The organism is Arthrobacter sp. NicSoilB11 (assembly GCF_019977375.1).
GTDB lineage: Bacteria > Actinomycetota > Actinomycetes > Actinomycetales > Micrococcaceae > Arthrobacter.
On sequence record NZ_AP024657.1, the window covers coordinates 1252023 to 1267967 of the forward strand.

Below are 15945 nucleotides of genomic sequence, written 5' to 3' on the forward strand. Positions count from 1 at the left end.
GCCCGGGACTGCGTTGCTTCCGGCTGATTGGTGTTTCCCGTTGGGCGGTGCCGCAACGTGTGAGGATAGGCTGGTTGCCGGTCGGAAGGAGCAGCAGGTGGATAACTCCCCGGAGGCGGCGTCGCTGGCGCAGGGATTGCGGATAGTGCGCCTGGTCATTGACCGGGAAAAGACGGGGAAGCAGCTTATGGGTGTCTCCCAGTTGGCCGCCGAGCTGGACATGGACCAAAGCCGCGTCTCCCGTTTGACCCAGGAGCTTTGTGAGCTTGGCCTGCTGGAGCGCCGCGAACGCGGCCCGTTCCGCGTAGGGACGGGCTTCTTCGGCCTTGCCGCCACCCTCAATACGGGGTGGATCCGGCATGCGGCGGCGGAACTGGAGGCGCTGGTGGCCACTACCGGGCTGCGCGCCCGGGTCTCGGTCCGCGACGGCTACAGGGTCATCCTGCTCCTGGCGTCCAGCAACGATTCGCAGGCGGGCAGCTTCGTCCAGCCCGGCATGGTGACGCCTGTGTGGTGTACCGGATCGGGCAGGGCGCTGTTGTGGGACCATAAGCGGCGCGGGTTTGAAGCTTTGCTTTCCGACGTGAACTTTGTCGGCGTCGGTGGTCCCGGCGCCCCGCATTCCAGCGCGGAGGCCTGGGAACTCATGGCCAAAGACAAGCCCCATGGTTTCGTTGTCGCCACCGAGGAATTCGAACACGGCATCGTGGAGGTGGCCGTGCCTGTCCGGGATCCGGGCGGTGGGATCGTCGCTTCGCTGAGTGTGCTGGGCGGGCAGCCGGACGTTGGACCCCGCGCAGGGGAATTGGCGGATGTGCTCGCGGAGGCCGCGGCAAGGCTCGGTTCGGTCCATCCCGGGCCGGAGGGGTAGGCGGCCCTTAGGGGTTGCTGTCCGGAGACCGCCATCCCAGCATGCCTTCCAGCCAGCGGCCCTGACGGACGAGCGCTTCGGCGTGCCGGGACCGGCTGGGTTCAAGGCGGCCCTTCAGGCCCACCACCTGCAGGGCCGCCACCACGTCGCCCCTGAAATCCCTGATGGGTACGGCCAGTGAGTAGAGCCCGGGCTCCGCTTCCTCGTCGACGATGGAGTAGCCGCGGACCCGTGCGTCCCTGAGCCGTGCCAGGAAATCCTCGACGTCCGCGGGGGTGTTCGGGCCGTGCTGCTGGAACTGGACGCCCGCGAAGATTTTGCGGACCTCATCGTCCGGAGTCTCCCACAAAAGTGCCTGCCCGGCGTCGCTGCAGTAGGCAGGGTAGGGCCGGCCCAGCCACGAGCCCACCAGCCGGCTGCTCGCCGGGACGCTTTCGCCCACCGTTACGGTGCTCCTGCCGCTGAGGACCCCCAGGAAGCACCCCTCATCAGTCTCCCTCGAAAGGCGTTCCAGGGCGGCGGTCCCGTCGGTTGCCAGCCGGCGCCGGGTCAGCAGGAGGGCGTCGGTCAGGACGCTCCAGTCCAGGGCGAAGGTGCGTTCGGGGGTTCTCCGCAGGAAACCTTCCTGTTCAGCTGTCCGCAGGCTTCTGGAAACCTGGCTTCGGTCCCTGCCCAGGTCCGCAGCGATCTCTGCAACCGTGCCGCCGGGGAGGCCACGCAGGTGGCGTTCCCCGGCCGCCAGGACGGCCATGACGCCACGTCCCATGCTTGAAGTCCTCGACATGGTCCGAGTCTAGAGGACCGCCCGCCCGGGTCAGGAGATGGCGAAGACGCGGGCCGGGAAGCCGCTCCCTTCGGAGGGTTTGGCCCAGCTGGCCACGATTGCGGCACCCGATTCAGGGAGGCCGGACAAATCAGCCATCAGTTCTATCTGCCAGCGGTCCTTCGCCAGGATGTAGGTTTCCAGGCTAAAGTCCCCCTGCGAGGTTGCCAGCCCCGGATCGGTGTCCGTTTGCTCGTGCCCGATGGCCGAAACCCAGCGTTCCTCCACCAGGAAGGACAGCACCTCACGGGACCACCCGGGAGTGTGGCTGACTCCGTCCGCATCCTTGTTGGCCATGGCATCTCCGTCCGGCCACCGTGAGCTCCAGCCGGTCCTCAGGGCAACGAAGCATCCAGCCGGGATTCTTCCGTTCCGGTCTTCCCATCCGTGCACATCCTGCAGGGTGGGGGTTGCATCCGGATCCCGTTCCACCCGCCGGGTGATGTCCAGGACCACAAGGGGAAGAATCATGTCCTGGACTGGAATCCGGTCAAGGGTGCGTCCACCCCGGATGAAGTGGGAAGGCGGATCCACATGCGTGCCCCACTGGCCAACGATCGAATACCGGTGGGCCGTAAACCCGTCGCCCCTTTCAAGGTCGAAAAGAGCCTCCCGGGTTTCGTCCGGAAAGGCGGCGAAACGGGGCTGGCCTGGATGGAAGGCATGGGTGAGGTCCGTGAACGTCCTGCCTGCCAGGGCGGACTGAAGCGCGGGCCAGGCGGCAGTGGTGGTGAGTGTCATGATGCTGCCGCCGCCGAGGGGGTTTTACGGTGCAGCCCACCGGCCACGCTCACGGGACCGGTCACCTCGATGACAGGCAGTTCCCACGGGTGGATGGCCACCAGTTCCTGCATAACCCGTTCCAGGACGGCCTCGTCCAGGGTGGCATCAAAATAGGTGGTGAAGACGAACGTGGGGGAGAGGGTCTGCTCGCCCACCCTGCCAAGCGTGGGCGACGCCCCTTCGCCGCACGAGAATCCTTCGAATCCGATGCCGGATTCGAAGACGTGCTTGTAGTTCCCGAAATCACCGAGGTCCGGGTAATGCCCAACGGTGTGCAGGAGTTCTGCCAGCCCCGGATCCTGCTGGACGGCGTTGGCGTCTCCGGCGGCTATCCGGCCGAAGGTTTCCGCACTGATGGGCCAGTGGACCCGTAGCTTGCGGACACTGTTCAGGTGCACACTCACGAATATTCCTCCTGTAATGGTCGTTGCTGCAGTCATCGTGGCACACAGTGATATGCATTACAAGCATGGAAACTTGCCTATAATGAAGAAAACAGCCAACAATCGACCGGAGGTGCGATGCCTAGCCGCCGTTCCCTGTCCACCCTGCTTGACGCCGGCGCAGGCCTCGTAGCTGACGGCGCCCTGGCCACCGAACTGGAGGCCCGCGGCTGCGATTTGAACGACGCACTGTGGTCCGCCAAGGTCCTCCTGGAGCAGCCCGAGCTGATCAGGGACGTGCACCGGGACTACTTCGCCGCCGGCGCGAACATCGCCACCACCGCCAGCTACCAGGCCACGCCCCGGGGGTTTGCGGCGCGGGGGATGGGCGAACGGGAAGCCCTGGAGCTCGTTGCGCTGTCCGCCCGGCTGGCGGATGAAGCGCGGCGGCAGCATCTGGAGGACCACCCGGACGCCGGGCCGCTGCTGGTCGCCGGTTCCGTGGGTCCCTACGGTGCCTACCTTGCGGACGGCTCGGAGTACCGGGGGGACTACGCCCTCACCGCAGAAGAGTTCCAGGACTTCCACGCCCCCCGCATCGCCGCGCTGGTGGACGCCGGCGTGGACCTCCTGGCCTTGGAAACGCTGCCTTCCTTCGCTGAAGCCGAAGCCCTCCTGGCACTCAGCCGGGAACACGGCGTCGACACCTGGTTCTCCTTTTCCCTGCGCGACGGCGGGCACATCAGCGACGGAACCCCGCTCGCCGACGTGGCCCGGCTCCTTGACGGACAACCCCACGTCGCCGCCGTGGGTGTGAACTGCGTCCCGCTCAACCTCGTCACTCCCGCGCTCGCAGCACTGGGCCTGCACACGGACAAGCCGCTGGTGGCCTATCCCAATTCGGGGGAGACCTACCATCCCGCGACAAAGACGTGGAGCCAGGACCGGGCGGCTTCCGGCAGCCGTGCTCCCTCCAGCCTCGGCACAGGTGCCCCTGGGTGGCGGCAGCTTGGTGCCCGCATCGTGGGCGGCTGCTGCCGGACCACGCCCGCCGACATCGCAGCGTTGGCCGGGAAGGCATAGTTACCGGGAACACTGCCGTCTCCACGGGTGTTAAAACCTAAGGAGAAACGAACGATGAACAACAGAACTTACACAGCACTCGTAGTACCGGCGGGCAATTCCGAGCCCATGCGCATCGAGCAGGTGCCGGCAGACCTGCAGGCCTTGGAAGCCCTGGTGGGCGGGCCGCTGGAGTCGGTGATCCGCGGCGACTGGCATGTCTACCTCAACGCCGAAAGCGTCACCATGCTCCTGCCGGTCAACTTCCGCGCCGGGCAGCTGATGCACGAATGCGGCCTGGACCTTGACGGGATCCGTGGCACCGCGGTCTTCCTCGGCCGCGGCGAGCACGGGGCCGAAGCGGACATCCCGGACCACTTGTCCCGGCTTGCGGAGGAGCTTTTCGGGGCCCCGCTGGCCGCGTAGGCTTAGTCCCCGCGGACCCCGTAGGTGCTCAGCACGTTGCCCTTGCTGGTGGTGGACTGGTCAAGCAACACCAGCCGGGTCAGCGGGTCACCGTCCTGGAACAGCCTGCGGCCGCTGCCGGCAATGACCGGGTGCGTCATCAGCTGCAGCGAGTCCAACAGCCCGGCGAACAGCAGCTGCCGCACCACCGAGATGCTCCCGCACACGGCGATCTCGCCGCCGTCGCGGTCCTTCAAGGCGGCAACGAACTCCTCAAGCGGAGCGTCCATCAACTGAGAGTTCTGCCATTCCAGCTGCCCGGTCAGGGTGCGTGACGCAACGAACTTTTCCACCGGGTTGATGAACGCGGCAAAGTCCTGGTCTGCCGAGGCGGTGGGCCAGTAACCAGCCCACTCCTGGTAGCTGACGCGGCCCAGGACCACGGTATCCACGGTGTTCATCATCTTGGTCAGGCCCGCGCCGAGTTCGTCGTCGAAGCTGTCGAACTGGAACTTGAAGGGTTCGGACACCACCCCGTCCACGGAGTGGAACAGGCCGGCAGTGACTTTGCGCATGGGAACCTCCAGTTTTCGAGCGGACAGGCATTACGGTATGCGCCCAGGGCCTTTCCGGGAAGGGCGCCGGACCTTATTTTGTCCCGGGAATTCGGACGACGGCGGATGGTTACGTTAGCTTGATCACTCGCCGTGTCGTCTTGCACGGTTTCGCGCCGGCCGGGCCCCATACTTGTTTTTGAGCGGCTTTCGCCGTCCCCCCGGCCAGGCAGGAGGAAGTGCATGGAAACCCTGAAAAAAGTCGTGACCAACCAGTATTTTCCTGCCGGCGCTGTCCTGACGGCCGTAGTGCTGTTCTGGGTTGTTGGCATGCTGGGCGGACTGTCCCTGCTCAACAACAACCAGCCACCGCTCACCACCCTGACCTGGATGCTGTTCGTCTACGCGGCAGCTGTGCTGACCCCCCTCGCAGGCCTGCTGGCCGCCGTCGACCTGGTCCGCCGCTGGCGCCGCAACCGCGCCGCCGCACCCGGTGTGCACGCTGAACCTGCTGCTTCCGCAACGGCCAGGGCGCCGTACGCTGGCCGGCCGGCAGAAACACCCGCCCATGCGGCAGCCGTTGCTGAGCAGCGGCCCTCCGGTCAGAAGGCCCCGCAGAAGAAGTCTGGCGGGAAAAAGGCAGCATAGCGCCTACGGTGCGAGCATCACCTGGTTCCGCCCTGCGGCCTTTGCCGCGTAAAGGGCTGCGTCGGCTTCATTTAGCAGCATTTCGGCACTCACCACATGCCCCGCGGAGAACCCGGAAACTCCAGCGCTGAACCCCAACTGGCCCGATGGGTCGCCGGCATGGGGTATGGCCAGGTCACGTACGGCGCATAACGCCCGTTCCACAAGGGCCCTGGCCCCGATCACGCCCTGTCGGGGAAGCACCAGCAGGAACTCCTCGCCCCCGAACCGGTAGACACCGTCAGTCCGTCGTGCCGTTGCCGCGAGGGTGGATGCCACCGCCCGAAGGGCCAGATCGCCGGCCTGGTGACCGTAGAGGTCGTTGTAGCTCTTGAAATTGTCCACGTCGCACAGCGCCACACTGTATTCCTCGCCATGGCGGGCGCTCCGGGCGTGCAGTTGCTCCAGGTCCTCTGAAAGTTTCAACCGGTTGTGAAGTCCGGTCAGGGGATCGGTGCGCGCTTGCTCCGAGAGGACTCTCCGGTAGTGTGCGAGGTCCGCGTGAAGCGTGGTGATCCGCAACGCCACTAGGAGCCTGGTGTGCAGGACAAAGGGGTCCAACGGCTTGGTGACGTAGTCGTCGGCGCCGGCCTCGAGCCCGGACAGAACGTCGTCGCGCGATCCTTGCGAGGTCAGCAGCACGATGTAGGTGTACAGCTCAGGCTCCTCTGCACGGATGGCCCGGCAGAGTTCCAATCCGTCCATCACGGGCATCATCCGGTCGGTGACCACCACATCCGGCCGGTGTGCCTGGAACAGGGCCCATGCCTCGCCACCGTCCGCAGCCGTCATGCAGTCATGCCCCGAACGTTCGACGGCGGCCCTGGCCACCAGGAGCGACCCCGGATCATCGTCCGCTACGAGAACTCTCAATGGTCCCCCTTCACTGCGGCCTCCAGTTCGGCGTCCAATCGGTGCAGTTCAGCCTCGAGCCGGCTGACGAGTCCCTCGGCGTTGCCCAGTTGCCCGTTGCGGCCCAGTTCTTCGAGCTCGGCACAGACCGAAACCACGCCGGAGGCTCCGATGTTTGCCGCGGACCCCTTCAGGGCGTGGGCAGCCTGCACCAGGACCTGGCTGTCGCCAGGAACCGCTGCGCGGAGCGCCGCCACGCGCACCTGGCTCTCCCGTCGGAACGCCTCCAGCGTTGCCCGCAACAATGCCCCTCCGTCATCCTGGCCCAGGTCCCTAAGGACGGCGATGCGGTCCGGGTCCAGTGCGGGCCCGGGGCTTCCGGCGGAAGGACCTCCGGTGACAGCAAGAGGCTGCGGGAGCTGCACGGGAACCCAGCGGGACAACGCAGCTTCCAGGGCAGCCGCGTCCACGGGTTTTGACAGGTAATCGTCCATGCCCGCGGCGAGGCAGCGTTCCCGGTCTCCATCGAGGGCGCCTGCGGTCATGGCAATGATGGGCACCCGGATTGCAGAGGGCAGGCGGCGGATCTCGCGGGTTGCCTCGAAGCCGTCCATCACCGGCATGTGGCAATCCATCAGGATGGCGGAGTATCTTGTCGCGGCCGCGGCCGCCACCGCTTCGGCACCGTTGCACACCACATCCACCGCGTAGCCGAACTTTTCGACTGTTGCGCGTGCCACCAACTGGTTCACCTCATTGTCCTCAACGACCAGGATCTGCCCGCGGCGCGGCGTGCCGCGCCCAGCCTGCGCGGTTCGGGCGGGCCTTGGGCGGCTCCAGGATTCCGGTGTGGGCTCGCGGGTCGAGATCAGGCGGACCAGCCGGTTGTAAAACTCGGAACTGCGGACGGGTTTCATCAGCCACTCACGCACACCCGCGGCGGCAATCTCTGCCGGGTCTACCTGCATGGTCGAGGTCAGCATGATCAGTTCCATGCCCGCAAGTGCTGCGTCGGCCTTGATGCGCCGGGCCAGCTCCAGGCCATCCGTGTCGGGCATGCAGTAGTCCAAAACGGCGAAATGGAAGGGTGTCCCGGCCTGCCGCGCGGCGCGGGCCACTTCCAAAGCGGCCGTCGCGTCCGGAACGGATTGCGGTTCAAGGCGCCAGCCACGGAGCTGGGATTCGAGGACCAGCCGGTTTGTGGCATTGTCATCCACCACCAGGACGCGGAGACCGGTGAGGAATCCGGCGGCCGGCACAGGATCCGTGGACGGGGGTGCTATGGGCAGCGGCAGCCGGAACCAGAATGTGCTGCCCTGGCCCGGCGCACTGTCCATCCCGATGGCACCGTCCATCACAGCGGTCAGGCGCCTGCAGATGGCCAGGCCAAGACCCGTACCGCCGTAGCGGCGGGTGGTGGAAGCATCCGCCTGCGAGAAGGATTCAAACAATTTGCCGTGATGTTCCGGGCTGATGCCAATGCCGGTGTCGCGGACCTCGAACTCAATTGCCGCGGTGCTTCCCGGGCCGTAGCCCGGGTCTTTGGCCGTGACCCGGATGGAGACCTCCCCGGATGCCGTGAACTTCACGGCATTGGAGGCAAGGTTGAGCAATATTTGCCGGATCCTGCCGGAGTCGCCCTGCAAACGGGCAGGAACGTCAGGCTCACAGTAGGCGATCAGCTCCAGGTTCTTGGCCAGTGCAGGTTCGGCCAGCAGGGCGGCCACCTCTTCGACGAGGACCCTGGGGTCGAAGGGACGGACGTCCAGGTCCACCTTTCCGGCCTCCAGCTTCGAGAAATCGAGGATGTCATTGATAAGGGCCAGCAACGATTCCCCCGCACCCTTAACCCCTTGGGCGTACTGACGCTGCGTCTCGTCCAGCCCGGTTTCCAGAAGGAGCCCGGTTAGGCCGACTACCCCGTTCATCGGAGTGCGGATTTCGTGGCTCATGGTAGCCAGGAATTCGGATTTGAGACGGCTGGATTCCAACGCCGCCTCCCGGGCCGCCTCAAGTTCCACGGTGCGGGCAGCCACTTCATCCTCGAGTCCGCCGGTCAGGCTGATGTTCTCGAAGACGATCAGCACCTGACGGACCAGCACGGAGGCAAGGACAGTGGCTCCCACTACGAGAAGGAACGGATCGAGCTCCTGCAGGTGCGGGCCGGCGAACTGGAGTACAGCCAGGAGGAGGGGAACGTATGGGAGCAGTTCCAGTGCAAGCGTGTACCCCTTCCGGTCCGGGCCTGTGTTCTCCACGTACGGTGCAGCAGGAGCCATGGCGATGATGAGGAAGGCGCCTATCCAGCCCAAGGCAAGCGGTGATCCGGTGGTTCCCGTCACGCCGTCGAACGTCATGCGCACGTAAATGCTGTCCGTAACGGCCAGCACCACCAGGCCGCCACCGAAACAGAGCCAGGGCAGGCGCTCGCCCGGCTGACGCCGCATGGCCAGGACCAGTACCAGGGACGTGATCACCAGATCCACCACGGGGTAGGCCATCCCGGTAAGGCGTGTCAGTGGGTCCCCAACAGCGTTGAAGGCGGGGCCAAGGGCCGTGTACCAGCTGACCACAAGCACCGAGCCGGCAATGACGGCGGCGTCCATGACCGCCCGAAACAGCGCCACGGGAGTGCCGGCGCGGCGCTTGAACGAGAACAGCGCCACGACAGCGGGCACCGAGTAGCCAAGGAACAGGGCGTCTGCCAGGGAGGGAAAGGGGTAAACATGGTCGTTCAGAAGGCCGTAAAACGCGTAGAGCGCCATTCCGGCTGCCCAGACGAAGGACGCCGCAGCCATATAGGTCCAGGCCTTCGCGTTCGCACCACCTCGGGCACCGGCTCGCGCACAGCTCACCCCGGCCACCAGGGACGCGGCCAAAATGAGGAAGTCGCCGGTAACAAGGGCGGCCGGAGTGCCCCTGTTCACTGCCAAAAACACCCCGAGTCCAGTGAGGACCAACGCTGCCGCCACGATCCGCGGCCACAGCCGCGACCCACCGCTGTTGACACGGTGTTCCAAGAGACCAGACTGGGACACGGAGACCCCTTCCCCCTAATTGCGCCCAATGCCCCAAAACAGGGGCGGAGCCGCCGGAGACCACGGCGGAGACGCCCCCTCATAATATCCCGCGCATCCTTGGAATGGGCCGGAAAATTACCGCCCCTTCAAGGCATTGAGGGCTTCTTCCGCGTTCTGCAATGCGTGGCCAAGCCGCTCGCCTGGCTCCGGCAAGGAAAACAGGTAACCCTGCAGCGAATCGCACTCCAGCGCGGCCAGGTAATCCGCCTGCGCCGCCGTCTCAATCCCTTCAGCCGTGACGGTCAGCCCCAGGCTGTGGGCCATGTTGATCATGGAGCTGAGGATCGGCAGGCGCTCGTTGCCGGTCCGCACCATGGACACAAAAGACTTGTCGATCTTGACCGTGTCCACGGGCAGGTCCTGCAGCCGGCCCAGTGAGGAGTAGCCGGTGCCGAAATCATCCAGTGCCACCCTGGCGCCGGCGTCCCGCAGCGTGCTGAGTTGCCGGATCAGGCTGCAGTCGGCGTCGAAAAACACACTCTCGGTAACTTCCATGACCAGCTGGTAGGGGGCCACGCCGCTGGCTGCCGCCAGCCTTAGGACGGTCTCGGCGAAGTCCGGTTCCTGCAGCTGGACTCCGGAGACGTTCACCGCCAGGGACCGCGCCGGATCCTCGCTGAGCCATCGCGCCAGCTGCACCATGCCGGAGGCCATTACCTCGGCCCCGATCTCGCCGATCAGCCCGGTGCGCTCGGCAAGGGGGATGAAGATCGACGGCGGCACCCGCTCGCCGCCGCGGTCCCACCTGGCCAGCGCCTCGAGTTGGACCACCTGCCCCATGCGGTGCGACACGATCGGCTGGAAATCCACGGTGATTTCGCCGCGCGGAACAGCCAGCCGCAGCCCGCCCTCCATGTGGGTGCGCTGCACCAGTGCCTGCATCATGTCCGGGTGGAAGCGGAGGAACCGGTTCTTGCCTGCCGCCTTGGCCGCATACATGGCAATGTCGGCATGCCGCAGGAGTTCCGAGGGCCCAACGCTGTCCTGCCCCAACGAGGCGAGGCCCAGGCTGAGGCTCGGCCGGAGGACAGTGCCGTCGATGGTCACGGGGACGTGCAGGCAGCGCACGATGCACGCCGCGATGGCGTCGGCATCCGGGCACGCCGTCAACAGCACCACGAACTCGTCCCCGCCCAATCGTGCAACAACGTCAGCTGTAGGGACGCAGCCGCGAAGCCGGCGTGCCACTTCGATGAGCATGTCATCACCCGCCTGGTGGCCAAGGATGTCGTTGACCTCCTTGAAGTCGTCCAGGTCAAGGAGCAGGACATCCACCGTCTTCAGCCGGGCTTCCTGAAGTGCTTCGGCCAGGGCGTCGTTGAACACGGCCCTGTTCGCGAGCCCGGTCAGGGGGTCCTGGAACGCCATGGCCCGCAGCTTTTCGGCCTGGACGGCCAGGTCCATCATGGCCCTGTGCGCCTGCTCCTGCGCTTTTCGCCGGGGCGTGACATCGCGGAAGCTCCACACCCGTCCAACGATCTTTTCCTCTACCCGTTGGGGGCGGGAATATCTTTCATAGGTGCGGCCGTCCCTGAACTCGACCACGTCGTGGCTCTCGGCGGCCGGGTCTTCCTGAAGTTCGCCCAGCCGGGCGGTGAAGGCCGCTGGGTCTGCCACCTGCGCCACGATGAGCTGCATGGCCGGTTCTCCGCTGTCCGCTTCCATCAACTCGGGCGGGATGCGCCACATGGCAAGGAATTGTTCGTTGAACCCAGCCACCCTGCCGTCATTGCCCATGACCAGGATGCCGTCGGCAGTGGATTCAAGGGTGGCCGTCAACAAGGACATGGCCTCGCGCAGATCCTCGTCCGCCGCCTTGCGGTGTGCCGTGCCACGGGCGGAGAGCAGCAGCCGCGCTCCGGATTGCCCTGCCCGTTCTTCCGATTGCCCTTCGGGTCCGCGCTCTGCGCGGGCGTGGTCCTCGGTTGGCTGGGGGAGGAGTGCGGCCGCCACTTCGATGGGGATCTCGCTGCCGTCGTGACGGAGTCCCCTGATCTCGCGGGGCAGCGGATGCCCTTCCGGCTCTGCAAGGAGCTGGAGGAACAACTGGCCTACCTCGTCGCGGAAATCCTCGGCAATCAGTGGGCGGTGGTCCAGGCCGGCAAAAGCTTCCTTTGGTAAGCCGAAGAGCCTTGACGCTGCAGAATTGGCCGCAAGGATAATACCGTCCGCGGTCAAAGCCAGCAGTGCGTCCGGGCTGGCATCCATGACCACGCCAAAAGTTTGTAATGCCACATCATCGCCACGGCCCATAAAACTGGTCATTACACCACCCCTTCGCCATCATAAAGGCCATTGGCAGGAATTGGGTGCGCACCAGGGAAGGCAAATTGGGGCGGCGCGGAACAGAGAAAGCGCCGTCCTCCTTTTGGGGAGTCCGGCGCTTCTTGTTCAGTTGACTTTGTGCTGCGGCTACACCCTGCGGCCGCTGCGGTTGGCGACTGCCCCGTAGATCAGCAGCACGATGATGGAGCCGAGGATGGCCAGCAGCCAGGTCCTGAGGTCGAAGAATTCGGCCAGTCCGCCGCCAAAGATGAGCGATCCAATCCAGCCGCCCAGAATGGCTCCGACGACGCCGAGGACCAGGGTCACTACCCAGCCGCCGCCCTGGCGACCCGGCAGGATTGCCTTTGCAATGGCTCCAGCAATCAGGCCCAAAATGAGAAATCCGATAATGCCCATGTTGCCACTCCTTGTCAGTAAGTTGTGCCGGGCCCCCATTTCCGGTTCCATAATTCAATCAGCAGGCTTACTACTGTGCAAGGCCTTGAATATCACAGGATGACTGTCAGTTTCAGGCGTAATGCCGTGCTTTTATCCATCAGTGTCCTGACGGTCCTTGGTTTTCCGCCGTGTGGCCTGGCTTTGGCATCCCGTGAACGTTCATTCTCGGGTGCGGCCTGCCTGGCGTCCGCCGATAGGATGGCAAGTCCCCGAACAGACCAAGGAGCGCAGGCATGCCCAGCCAGACCGCCAGGCCCCGTGCCATCTTCCTCGACATCGACGGAACCTACGCCGACCACGGCCTGGCTCCGGCAGCGCACGTGGACGCGGTGCGGACCGCCCGGGCACGGGGCCACCTCGTCTTTGTCTGTACCGGACGCCCGCTGTCCATGGTCCCCGGCCACATCCTGGACGCTGGGTTTGACGGCACCATCACAGGCGCCGGCGCCAGGGTGGAGGTCAACGGGGAGATCCTCAAGGATGCCCGTTTTGAACCCGGCCTGGCCGCACGCATCGTTGAGGCCCTGGATGCCCACAACGCCGCCTACATCCTGGAGGCCCCGGAAGCCCTGCATGGCCGCACCGGTGTGGACCGGCGGCTGAGGGAGGTGCTGGGCCCCATCTTCGCCGGGCGTCCACGCCACGACGGAGTGCTCAGCACGGACGTGGATCCGCTCGAGGACATCCTGGGGCCAATGCATTACGGCGATGACCTCCGCGCCACCTCCTACGCCAAGATCTCCTGCTTCGATGCACCGGTGCCGCTGACCCGCCTGTTGGAGGCCTTCGGGCCGGAGGTTGGGCTGATCCCGAGCTCCCTGTCAGCGCTCGGCGACCGTGCAGGGGAAATCTTCATGGCCGGCACGCACAAGGCGGTGGGCATCCAGGTGGTGGAAGCCCGGCTCGGCCTGGACCGGGCCGACATCATTGCCATCGGCGACAGCGCCAACGACATCGAAATGCTTGAGTACGCAGCCGTCGGCATCGCCGTGGAAGGCGGCCACCCCGCCGTCCTTGCCGTGGCGGACAGGACCACTGCCGCACCCGCCGGCAACGGCGTGGCCCTGGCCTTCGCTGAGCTGGGGCTCCTCGGCTAGGCCGTCCCCTGTCGGGCGTCAGCCCACCGCGCCTGCCGTGGCCAAGGTGCCGGCGGAGGTGCCAAGGCCGCGCACCAGCCAGCCTTCCTCCCGCCACGCTGCCGCGTCCAGCACGTTCCGCGCGTCCAGGACCACCCGCCGTCGTACCAGCTGTCCGGTGACGGCGGGGCACAGCCGCCGGTACTCGTCCCATTCGGTGAGGAGCAGCACCAGTTCGGCATCCTGGAGTGCCCGCCCGGGGGACGCCTCGAAGCGCAGGCGCGGGTAGCGGCGCCAGGCAAGATTGACCGCTTTGGGGTCGGTGACGGTGACGTGCGCCCCGGCAGCGGCCAGCCGGTCCGCCACATCCAGCGCCGGCGAATCCCGGATGTCGTCCGTATCAGGCTTAAAGGAGGCGCCCAAAACAGTGACCGAGCGTCCGGCCAGCGCTCCGCCGCACAGCTCCCTGGCGAGGCCGACAGTGTGTTCACGCTGGCTAACGTTCACCGAATCGACCAGCCGCATCCAGTCCTCCACGGCGGGCACGCCGAGTGTGGCGGCCTGTGCGCGGAAACTGCGGATGTCCTTGGGCAGGCAGCCGCCGCCGAATCCCAGCCCCGCGTGCAGGTACCTGCTGCCGATCCTCGGATCCAGCCCCATCGCCGCGCTGAGCTCCGTCACGTCCGCGCCGGCAGCATCACACAGCCCTGCCACGGCGTTGATGAAGCTGACCTTGGTGGCCAGGTACGCGTTCGCGGCGGATTTGATGAGCTCTGCCGTGGCGAAGCTGCAGACCAGGCGGGGGATCCCGGCGGCCAGCAGCGGTTCATAGACGGCATCCAGTGCTGCCGCCACCCCCAGGGGCGCACCGGTTGCCGGGTTGAAGGCAGCGGGCCGGCCGCCCTCCACGCCGTAAACCAGCCGGTCCGGCACCAGCGAGTCCTTGACGGCGGTGCCCTGCCGCAGGAACTCGGGGTTCCAGCCGAGCAGCACGTCGGGCCGTCGCGCCAGGATGCGGCGCAGCATGTCCACGGTGCCAACCGGCACGGTGGATTTGCCCACGACGACGGCGCCCGCGGCCAGGTGCGGCAGCAGGCTTTCCAGGGCTGAGACCAGGAAGGTGAGGTCGGCGGCGTCGGACGCCTTGTCCTGCGGCGTCCCCACGCACAGGAAATGAACCTGCGCGCCCCTTGCCTCTGCCGGGTCGGTGGCGAACCGCAGCCTTCCGGTAGCGCGGCCGTCCTGGAGCAGATCGTCAAGCCCGGGCTCGTGGAATGGCGCCACCCCCTGCGCCAGTTGCTGCACCTTGCCGGGATCGACGTCGATGCCCACCACCGAGTGGCCCATGGATGCAAGGGCCGCCGCGTGGACAGCGCCCAGGTAGCCGCAGCCTATTACAGAAATCCTCATGACGGTGCTCCTGTCTTTGACGCCTTCCGCGGGGGACCGGGAACCGTCGCGGTGACGTCCCGGTAGTGCTGCGCCAGTTCGGCGCACAGCGCCGGCCAGGTCCTGTCCTGCACCGACGCGTGGGCTGCCGCCGCGAACGCCCGGCGCTTGGCGTCGTCGCCCACCAGGTCCTGCACCCTGGCGCGCATGGCCGCCAGGTCGCCCGGTTCGTAAAGCCACCCGGTCCGCGAATTCTCCACCAGGTCCAGCGGACCGCCCCGCCCCGTGGCCACCACAGGAACAGCCGATGCCATGGCCTCCTGGATGGTCTGGCAGAAGGTTTCGAACTCGCCGGGGTGGACGAACAGGTCGAAGGACGCCACCGCCCGGGCCAGTTCTTCGCCGCCCAGGAACCCGGTGAACACCGCGCCGGGGAGTACCGTCTCCAACGCCGTGCGCTGGGGCCCGTCGCCCACAATCACCAGCCGGGTGTTGGGGAGGCCGGAGAGGGCGGCCAGGTCCTCCACCTGTTTTTCCACGGCGAGCCTGCCCACGTAGCCGATGATCCGTTCACCGTTCGGGGCCACCGAAGCCCGCCACCCGCCGTCGCGCTTTTCCGGTGAAAACCGCGCGGTGTCCACGCCGCGGCGCCACATCCGCACCCGCGGAATGCCCCGGCCGCGCAACTGGTTCAGCGCGAACGTGGAGGGCACCAGGGTTCGGGTGGCCAGTAAATGAATGTTCTCCACCCGGTTCCATGCCCAGTTCTCCAAAAAGGGCACACCGTACCGGGCGGCATAGCTGGGGACCTCGGTCTGATAGACCGCCACGGTGGGAATGCCCAGCTGCGCGGCAGCCTGGGCGGCGCGCCAGCCCAGCACGAACGGCGAGGCAAGATGCACCACATCGGGCGCGTACTCGGCAAGGATTCGCTTGACCCGGTACACACCTCCCACGGCCACCCGCACGTTCGTATAGCCTGCCAGCGGAACCGCTGGAAGCCGGTGGACCTCGGCGCCGTTGACGTGGACTGCGGCCTCCCCGTCGTGCGCGGACGGGGCAATGACCATGACGTCGTCGCCCCGCTCCTGCAGATGGTCCAGGACCCGCAGGATTGAGTGCGTGACGCCGTTCATCAACGGCAGAAATGATTCGGCGACTATTGCGATCCTCACCCCTCAACCGTGCGCGGCCTCCCTGAAATGGTGGGGGAGTAGGCGTTACCCAGAGGCAAAGGCCCGGTGAACAACTGGACC

Annotated in this window: 15 protein-coding genes; 5 read left to right on the plus strand and 10 right to left on the minus strand. The window is 66.3% G+C overall.

Features of this window, described 5'->3' with window-relative positions; all coding sequences use genetic code 11:
* The first annotated feature begins 97 nt into the window (after window positions 1-97).
* Entirely contained in the window at window positions 98-871 is a 774-nt protein-coding gene (locus LDO14_RS05935; RefSeq protein WP_018771816.1) for an IclR family transcriptional regulator C-terminal domain-containing protein, read from the plus strand.
* A gap of 7 nt (window positions 872-878) precedes the next feature.
* Here the strand turns inward: LDO14_RS05935 and LDO14_RS05940 are convergent, their stop codons facing one another.
* The 3 genes from LDO14_RS05940 to LDO14_RS05950 are packed head-to-tail and all read right to left on the minus strand — an operon-like array spanning window position 879 to window position 2881.
* On the minus strand, window positions 879-1655 hold the full coding sequence (locus LDO14_RS05940; RefSeq protein ID WP_056393396.1) for an IclR family transcriptional regulator: 777 nt from the start codon (window positions 1653-1655) through the stop codon (window positions 879-881).
* A gap of 30 nt (window positions 1656-1685) precedes the next feature.
* Entirely contained in the window at window positions 1686-2435 is a 750-nt protein-coding gene (locus LDO14_RS05945) for a cyclase family protein (RefSeq protein ID WP_056393397.1), read from the minus strand.
* The gene (locus LDO14_RS05950) at window positions 2432-2881 is read right to left on the minus strand and encodes a hypothetical protein (protein WP_018771813.1); all 450 of its coding nucleotides are present in this window, start codon (window positions 2879-2881) and stop codon (window positions 2432-2434) included. Before LDO14_RS05950 ends, LDO14_RS05945 begins: the two co-directional genes overlap by 4 nt.
* A 117-nt stretch (window positions 2882-2998) precedes the next feature.
* Between LDO14_RS05950 and mmuM the strand changes: the two genes are divergently transcribed.
* Both mmuM and LDO14_RS05960 read left to right on the plus strand, forming a co-directional pair.
* Window positions 2999-3943, plus strand: coding sequence for a homocysteine S-methyltransferase (gene mmuM / locus LDO14_RS05955; protein ID WP_223994396.1), 945 nt, complete (start codon window positions 2999-3001; stop codon window positions 3941-3943).
* Window positions 3944-3997: 54 nt separating this feature from the next.
* Window positions 3998-4348, plus strand: coding sequence for a hypothetical protein (locus LDO14_RS05960; RefSeq protein WP_018771811.1), 351 nt, complete (start codon window positions 3998-4000; stop codon window positions 4346-4348).
* Between the two features lie 2 nt (window positions 4349-4350).
* Here LDO14_RS05960 and LDO14_RS05965 read toward each other — a convergent pair whose 3' ends face one another.
* Entirely contained in the window at window positions 4351-4902 is a 552-nt protein-coding gene (locus LDO14_RS05965) for a dihydrofolate reductase family protein (RefSeq protein WP_018771810.1), read from the minus strand.
* Between the two features lie 222 nt (window positions 4903-5124).
* Here LDO14_RS05965 and LDO14_RS05970 point away from each other — a divergent pair, with 222 nt between their 5' ends.
* Complete coding sequence (locus LDO14_RS05970) at window positions 5125-5529, plus strand: hypothetical protein (protein ID WP_144600522.1); 405 nt, start codon at window positions 5125-5127, stop codon at window positions 5527-5529.
* A 3-nt stretch (window positions 5530-5532) separates the two neighbouring features.
* Here the strand turns inward: LDO14_RS05970 and LDO14_RS05975 are convergent, their stop codons facing one another.
* The 4 genes from LDO14_RS05975 to LDO14_RS05990 form a co-directional block, all read right to left on the minus strand.
* A complete protein-coding gene (locus LDO14_RS05975) occupies window positions 5533-6441 on the minus strand; it encodes a diguanylate cyclase (RefSeq protein WP_223994398.1) in 909 nt (302 codons plus the stop codon).
* The gene (locus LDO14_RS05980; protein ID WP_223994400.1) at window positions 6438-9440 is read right to left on the minus strand and encodes a response regulator; all 3003 of its coding nucleotides are present in this window, start codon (window positions 9438-9440) and stop codon (window positions 6438-6440) included. The genes LDO14_RS05975 and LDO14_RS05980 overlap by 4 nt, the downstream gene beginning before the upstream one ends.
* Window positions 9441-9575: 135 nt before the next feature.
* Window positions 9576-11708 carry a bifunctional diguanylate cyclase/phosphodiesterase gene (locus LDO14_RS05985; RefSeq protein ID WP_223995146.1) on the minus strand — a complete coding sequence of 711 codons (2133 nt, stop codon included), beginning with the start codon at window positions 11706-11708 and terminating at the stop codon, window positions 9576-9578.
* Between the two features lie 204 nt (window positions 11709-11912).
* Entirely contained in the window at window positions 11913-12182 is a 270-nt protein-coding gene (locus LDO14_RS05990; protein ID WP_018771805.1) for a GlsB/YeaQ/YmgE family stress response membrane protein, read from the minus strand.
* 275 nt (window positions 12183-12457) lie between these two features.
* Here LDO14_RS05990 and LDO14_RS05995 point away from each other — a divergent pair, with 275 nt between their 5' ends.
* Window positions 12458-13321: an HAD family hydrolase gene (locus tag LDO14_RS05995; RefSeq protein ID WP_056393407.1), complete on the plus strand. Its 864-nt coding sequence runs from the start codon at window positions 12458-12460 to the stop codon at window positions 13319-13321.
* An 18-nt stretch (window positions 13322-13339) separates the two neighbouring features.
* Here LDO14_RS05995 and LDO14_RS06000 read toward each other — a convergent pair whose 3' ends face one another.
* Together LDO14_RS06000 and LDO14_RS06005 are read right to left on the minus strand one after the other, a co-directional pair.
* Complete coding sequence (locus tag LDO14_RS06000) at window positions 13340-14710, minus strand: UDP-glucose/GDP-mannose dehydrogenase family protein (RefSeq protein WP_223994402.1); 1371 nt, start codon at window positions 14708-14710, stop codon at window positions 13340-13342.
* Window positions 14707-15864, minus strand: coding sequence for a glycosyltransferase family 1 protein (locus tag LDO14_RS06005; protein ID WP_223994404.1), 1158 nt, complete (start codon window positions 15862-15864; stop codon window positions 14707-14709). The genes LDO14_RS06000 and LDO14_RS06005 overlap by 4 nt, the downstream gene beginning before the upstream one ends.
* Window positions 15865-15945 lie beyond the last annotated feature (81 nt).

Excerpts from the sequence above, each read along its gene's own strand:
- LDO14_RS05940 (WP_056393396.1), bottom strand. The coding sequence starts at position 1,655 with ATGTCGAGGACTTCAAGCATGGGACGTGGCGTCATGGCCGTCCTGGCG.
- LDO14_RS05945 (WP_056393397.1), bottom strand. The coding sequence starts at position 2,435 with ATGACACTCACCACCACTGCCGCCTGGCCCGCGCTTCAGTCCGCCCTG.
- mmuM (WP_223994396.1), top strand. The coding sequence starts at position 2,999 with ATGCCTAGCCGCCGTTCCCTGTCCACCCTGCTTGACGCCGGCGCAGGC.
- LDO14_RS05960 (WP_018771811.1), top strand. The coding sequence starts at position 3,998 with ATGAACAACAGAACTTACACAGCACTCGTAGTACCGGCGGGCAATTCC.
- LDO14_RS05965 (WP_018771810.1), bottom strand. The coding sequence starts at position 4,902 with ATGCGCAAAGTCACTGCCGGCCTGTTCCACTCCGTGGACGGGGTGGTG.
- LDO14_RS05970 (WP_144600522.1), top strand. The coding sequence starts at position 5,125 with ATGGAAACCCTGAAAAAAGTCGTGACCAACCAGTATTTTCCTGCCGGC.
- LDO14_RS05985 (WP_223995146.1), bottom strand. The coding sequence starts at position 11,708 with ATGGATGCCAGCCCGGACGCACTGCTGGCTTTGACCGCGGACGGTATT.
- LDO14_RS05990 (WP_018771805.1), bottom strand. The coding sequence starts at position 12,182 with ATGGGCATTATCGGATTTCTCATTTTGGGCCTGATTGCTGGAGCCATT.
- LDO14_RS05995 (WP_056393407.1), top strand. The coding sequence starts at position 12,458 with ATGCCCAGCCAGACCGCCAGGCCCCGTGCCATCTTCCTCGACATCGAC.
- LDO14_RS06000 (WP_223994402.1), bottom strand. The coding sequence starts at position 14,710 with ATGAGGATTTCTGTAATAGGCTGCGGCTACCTGGGCGCTGTCCACGCG.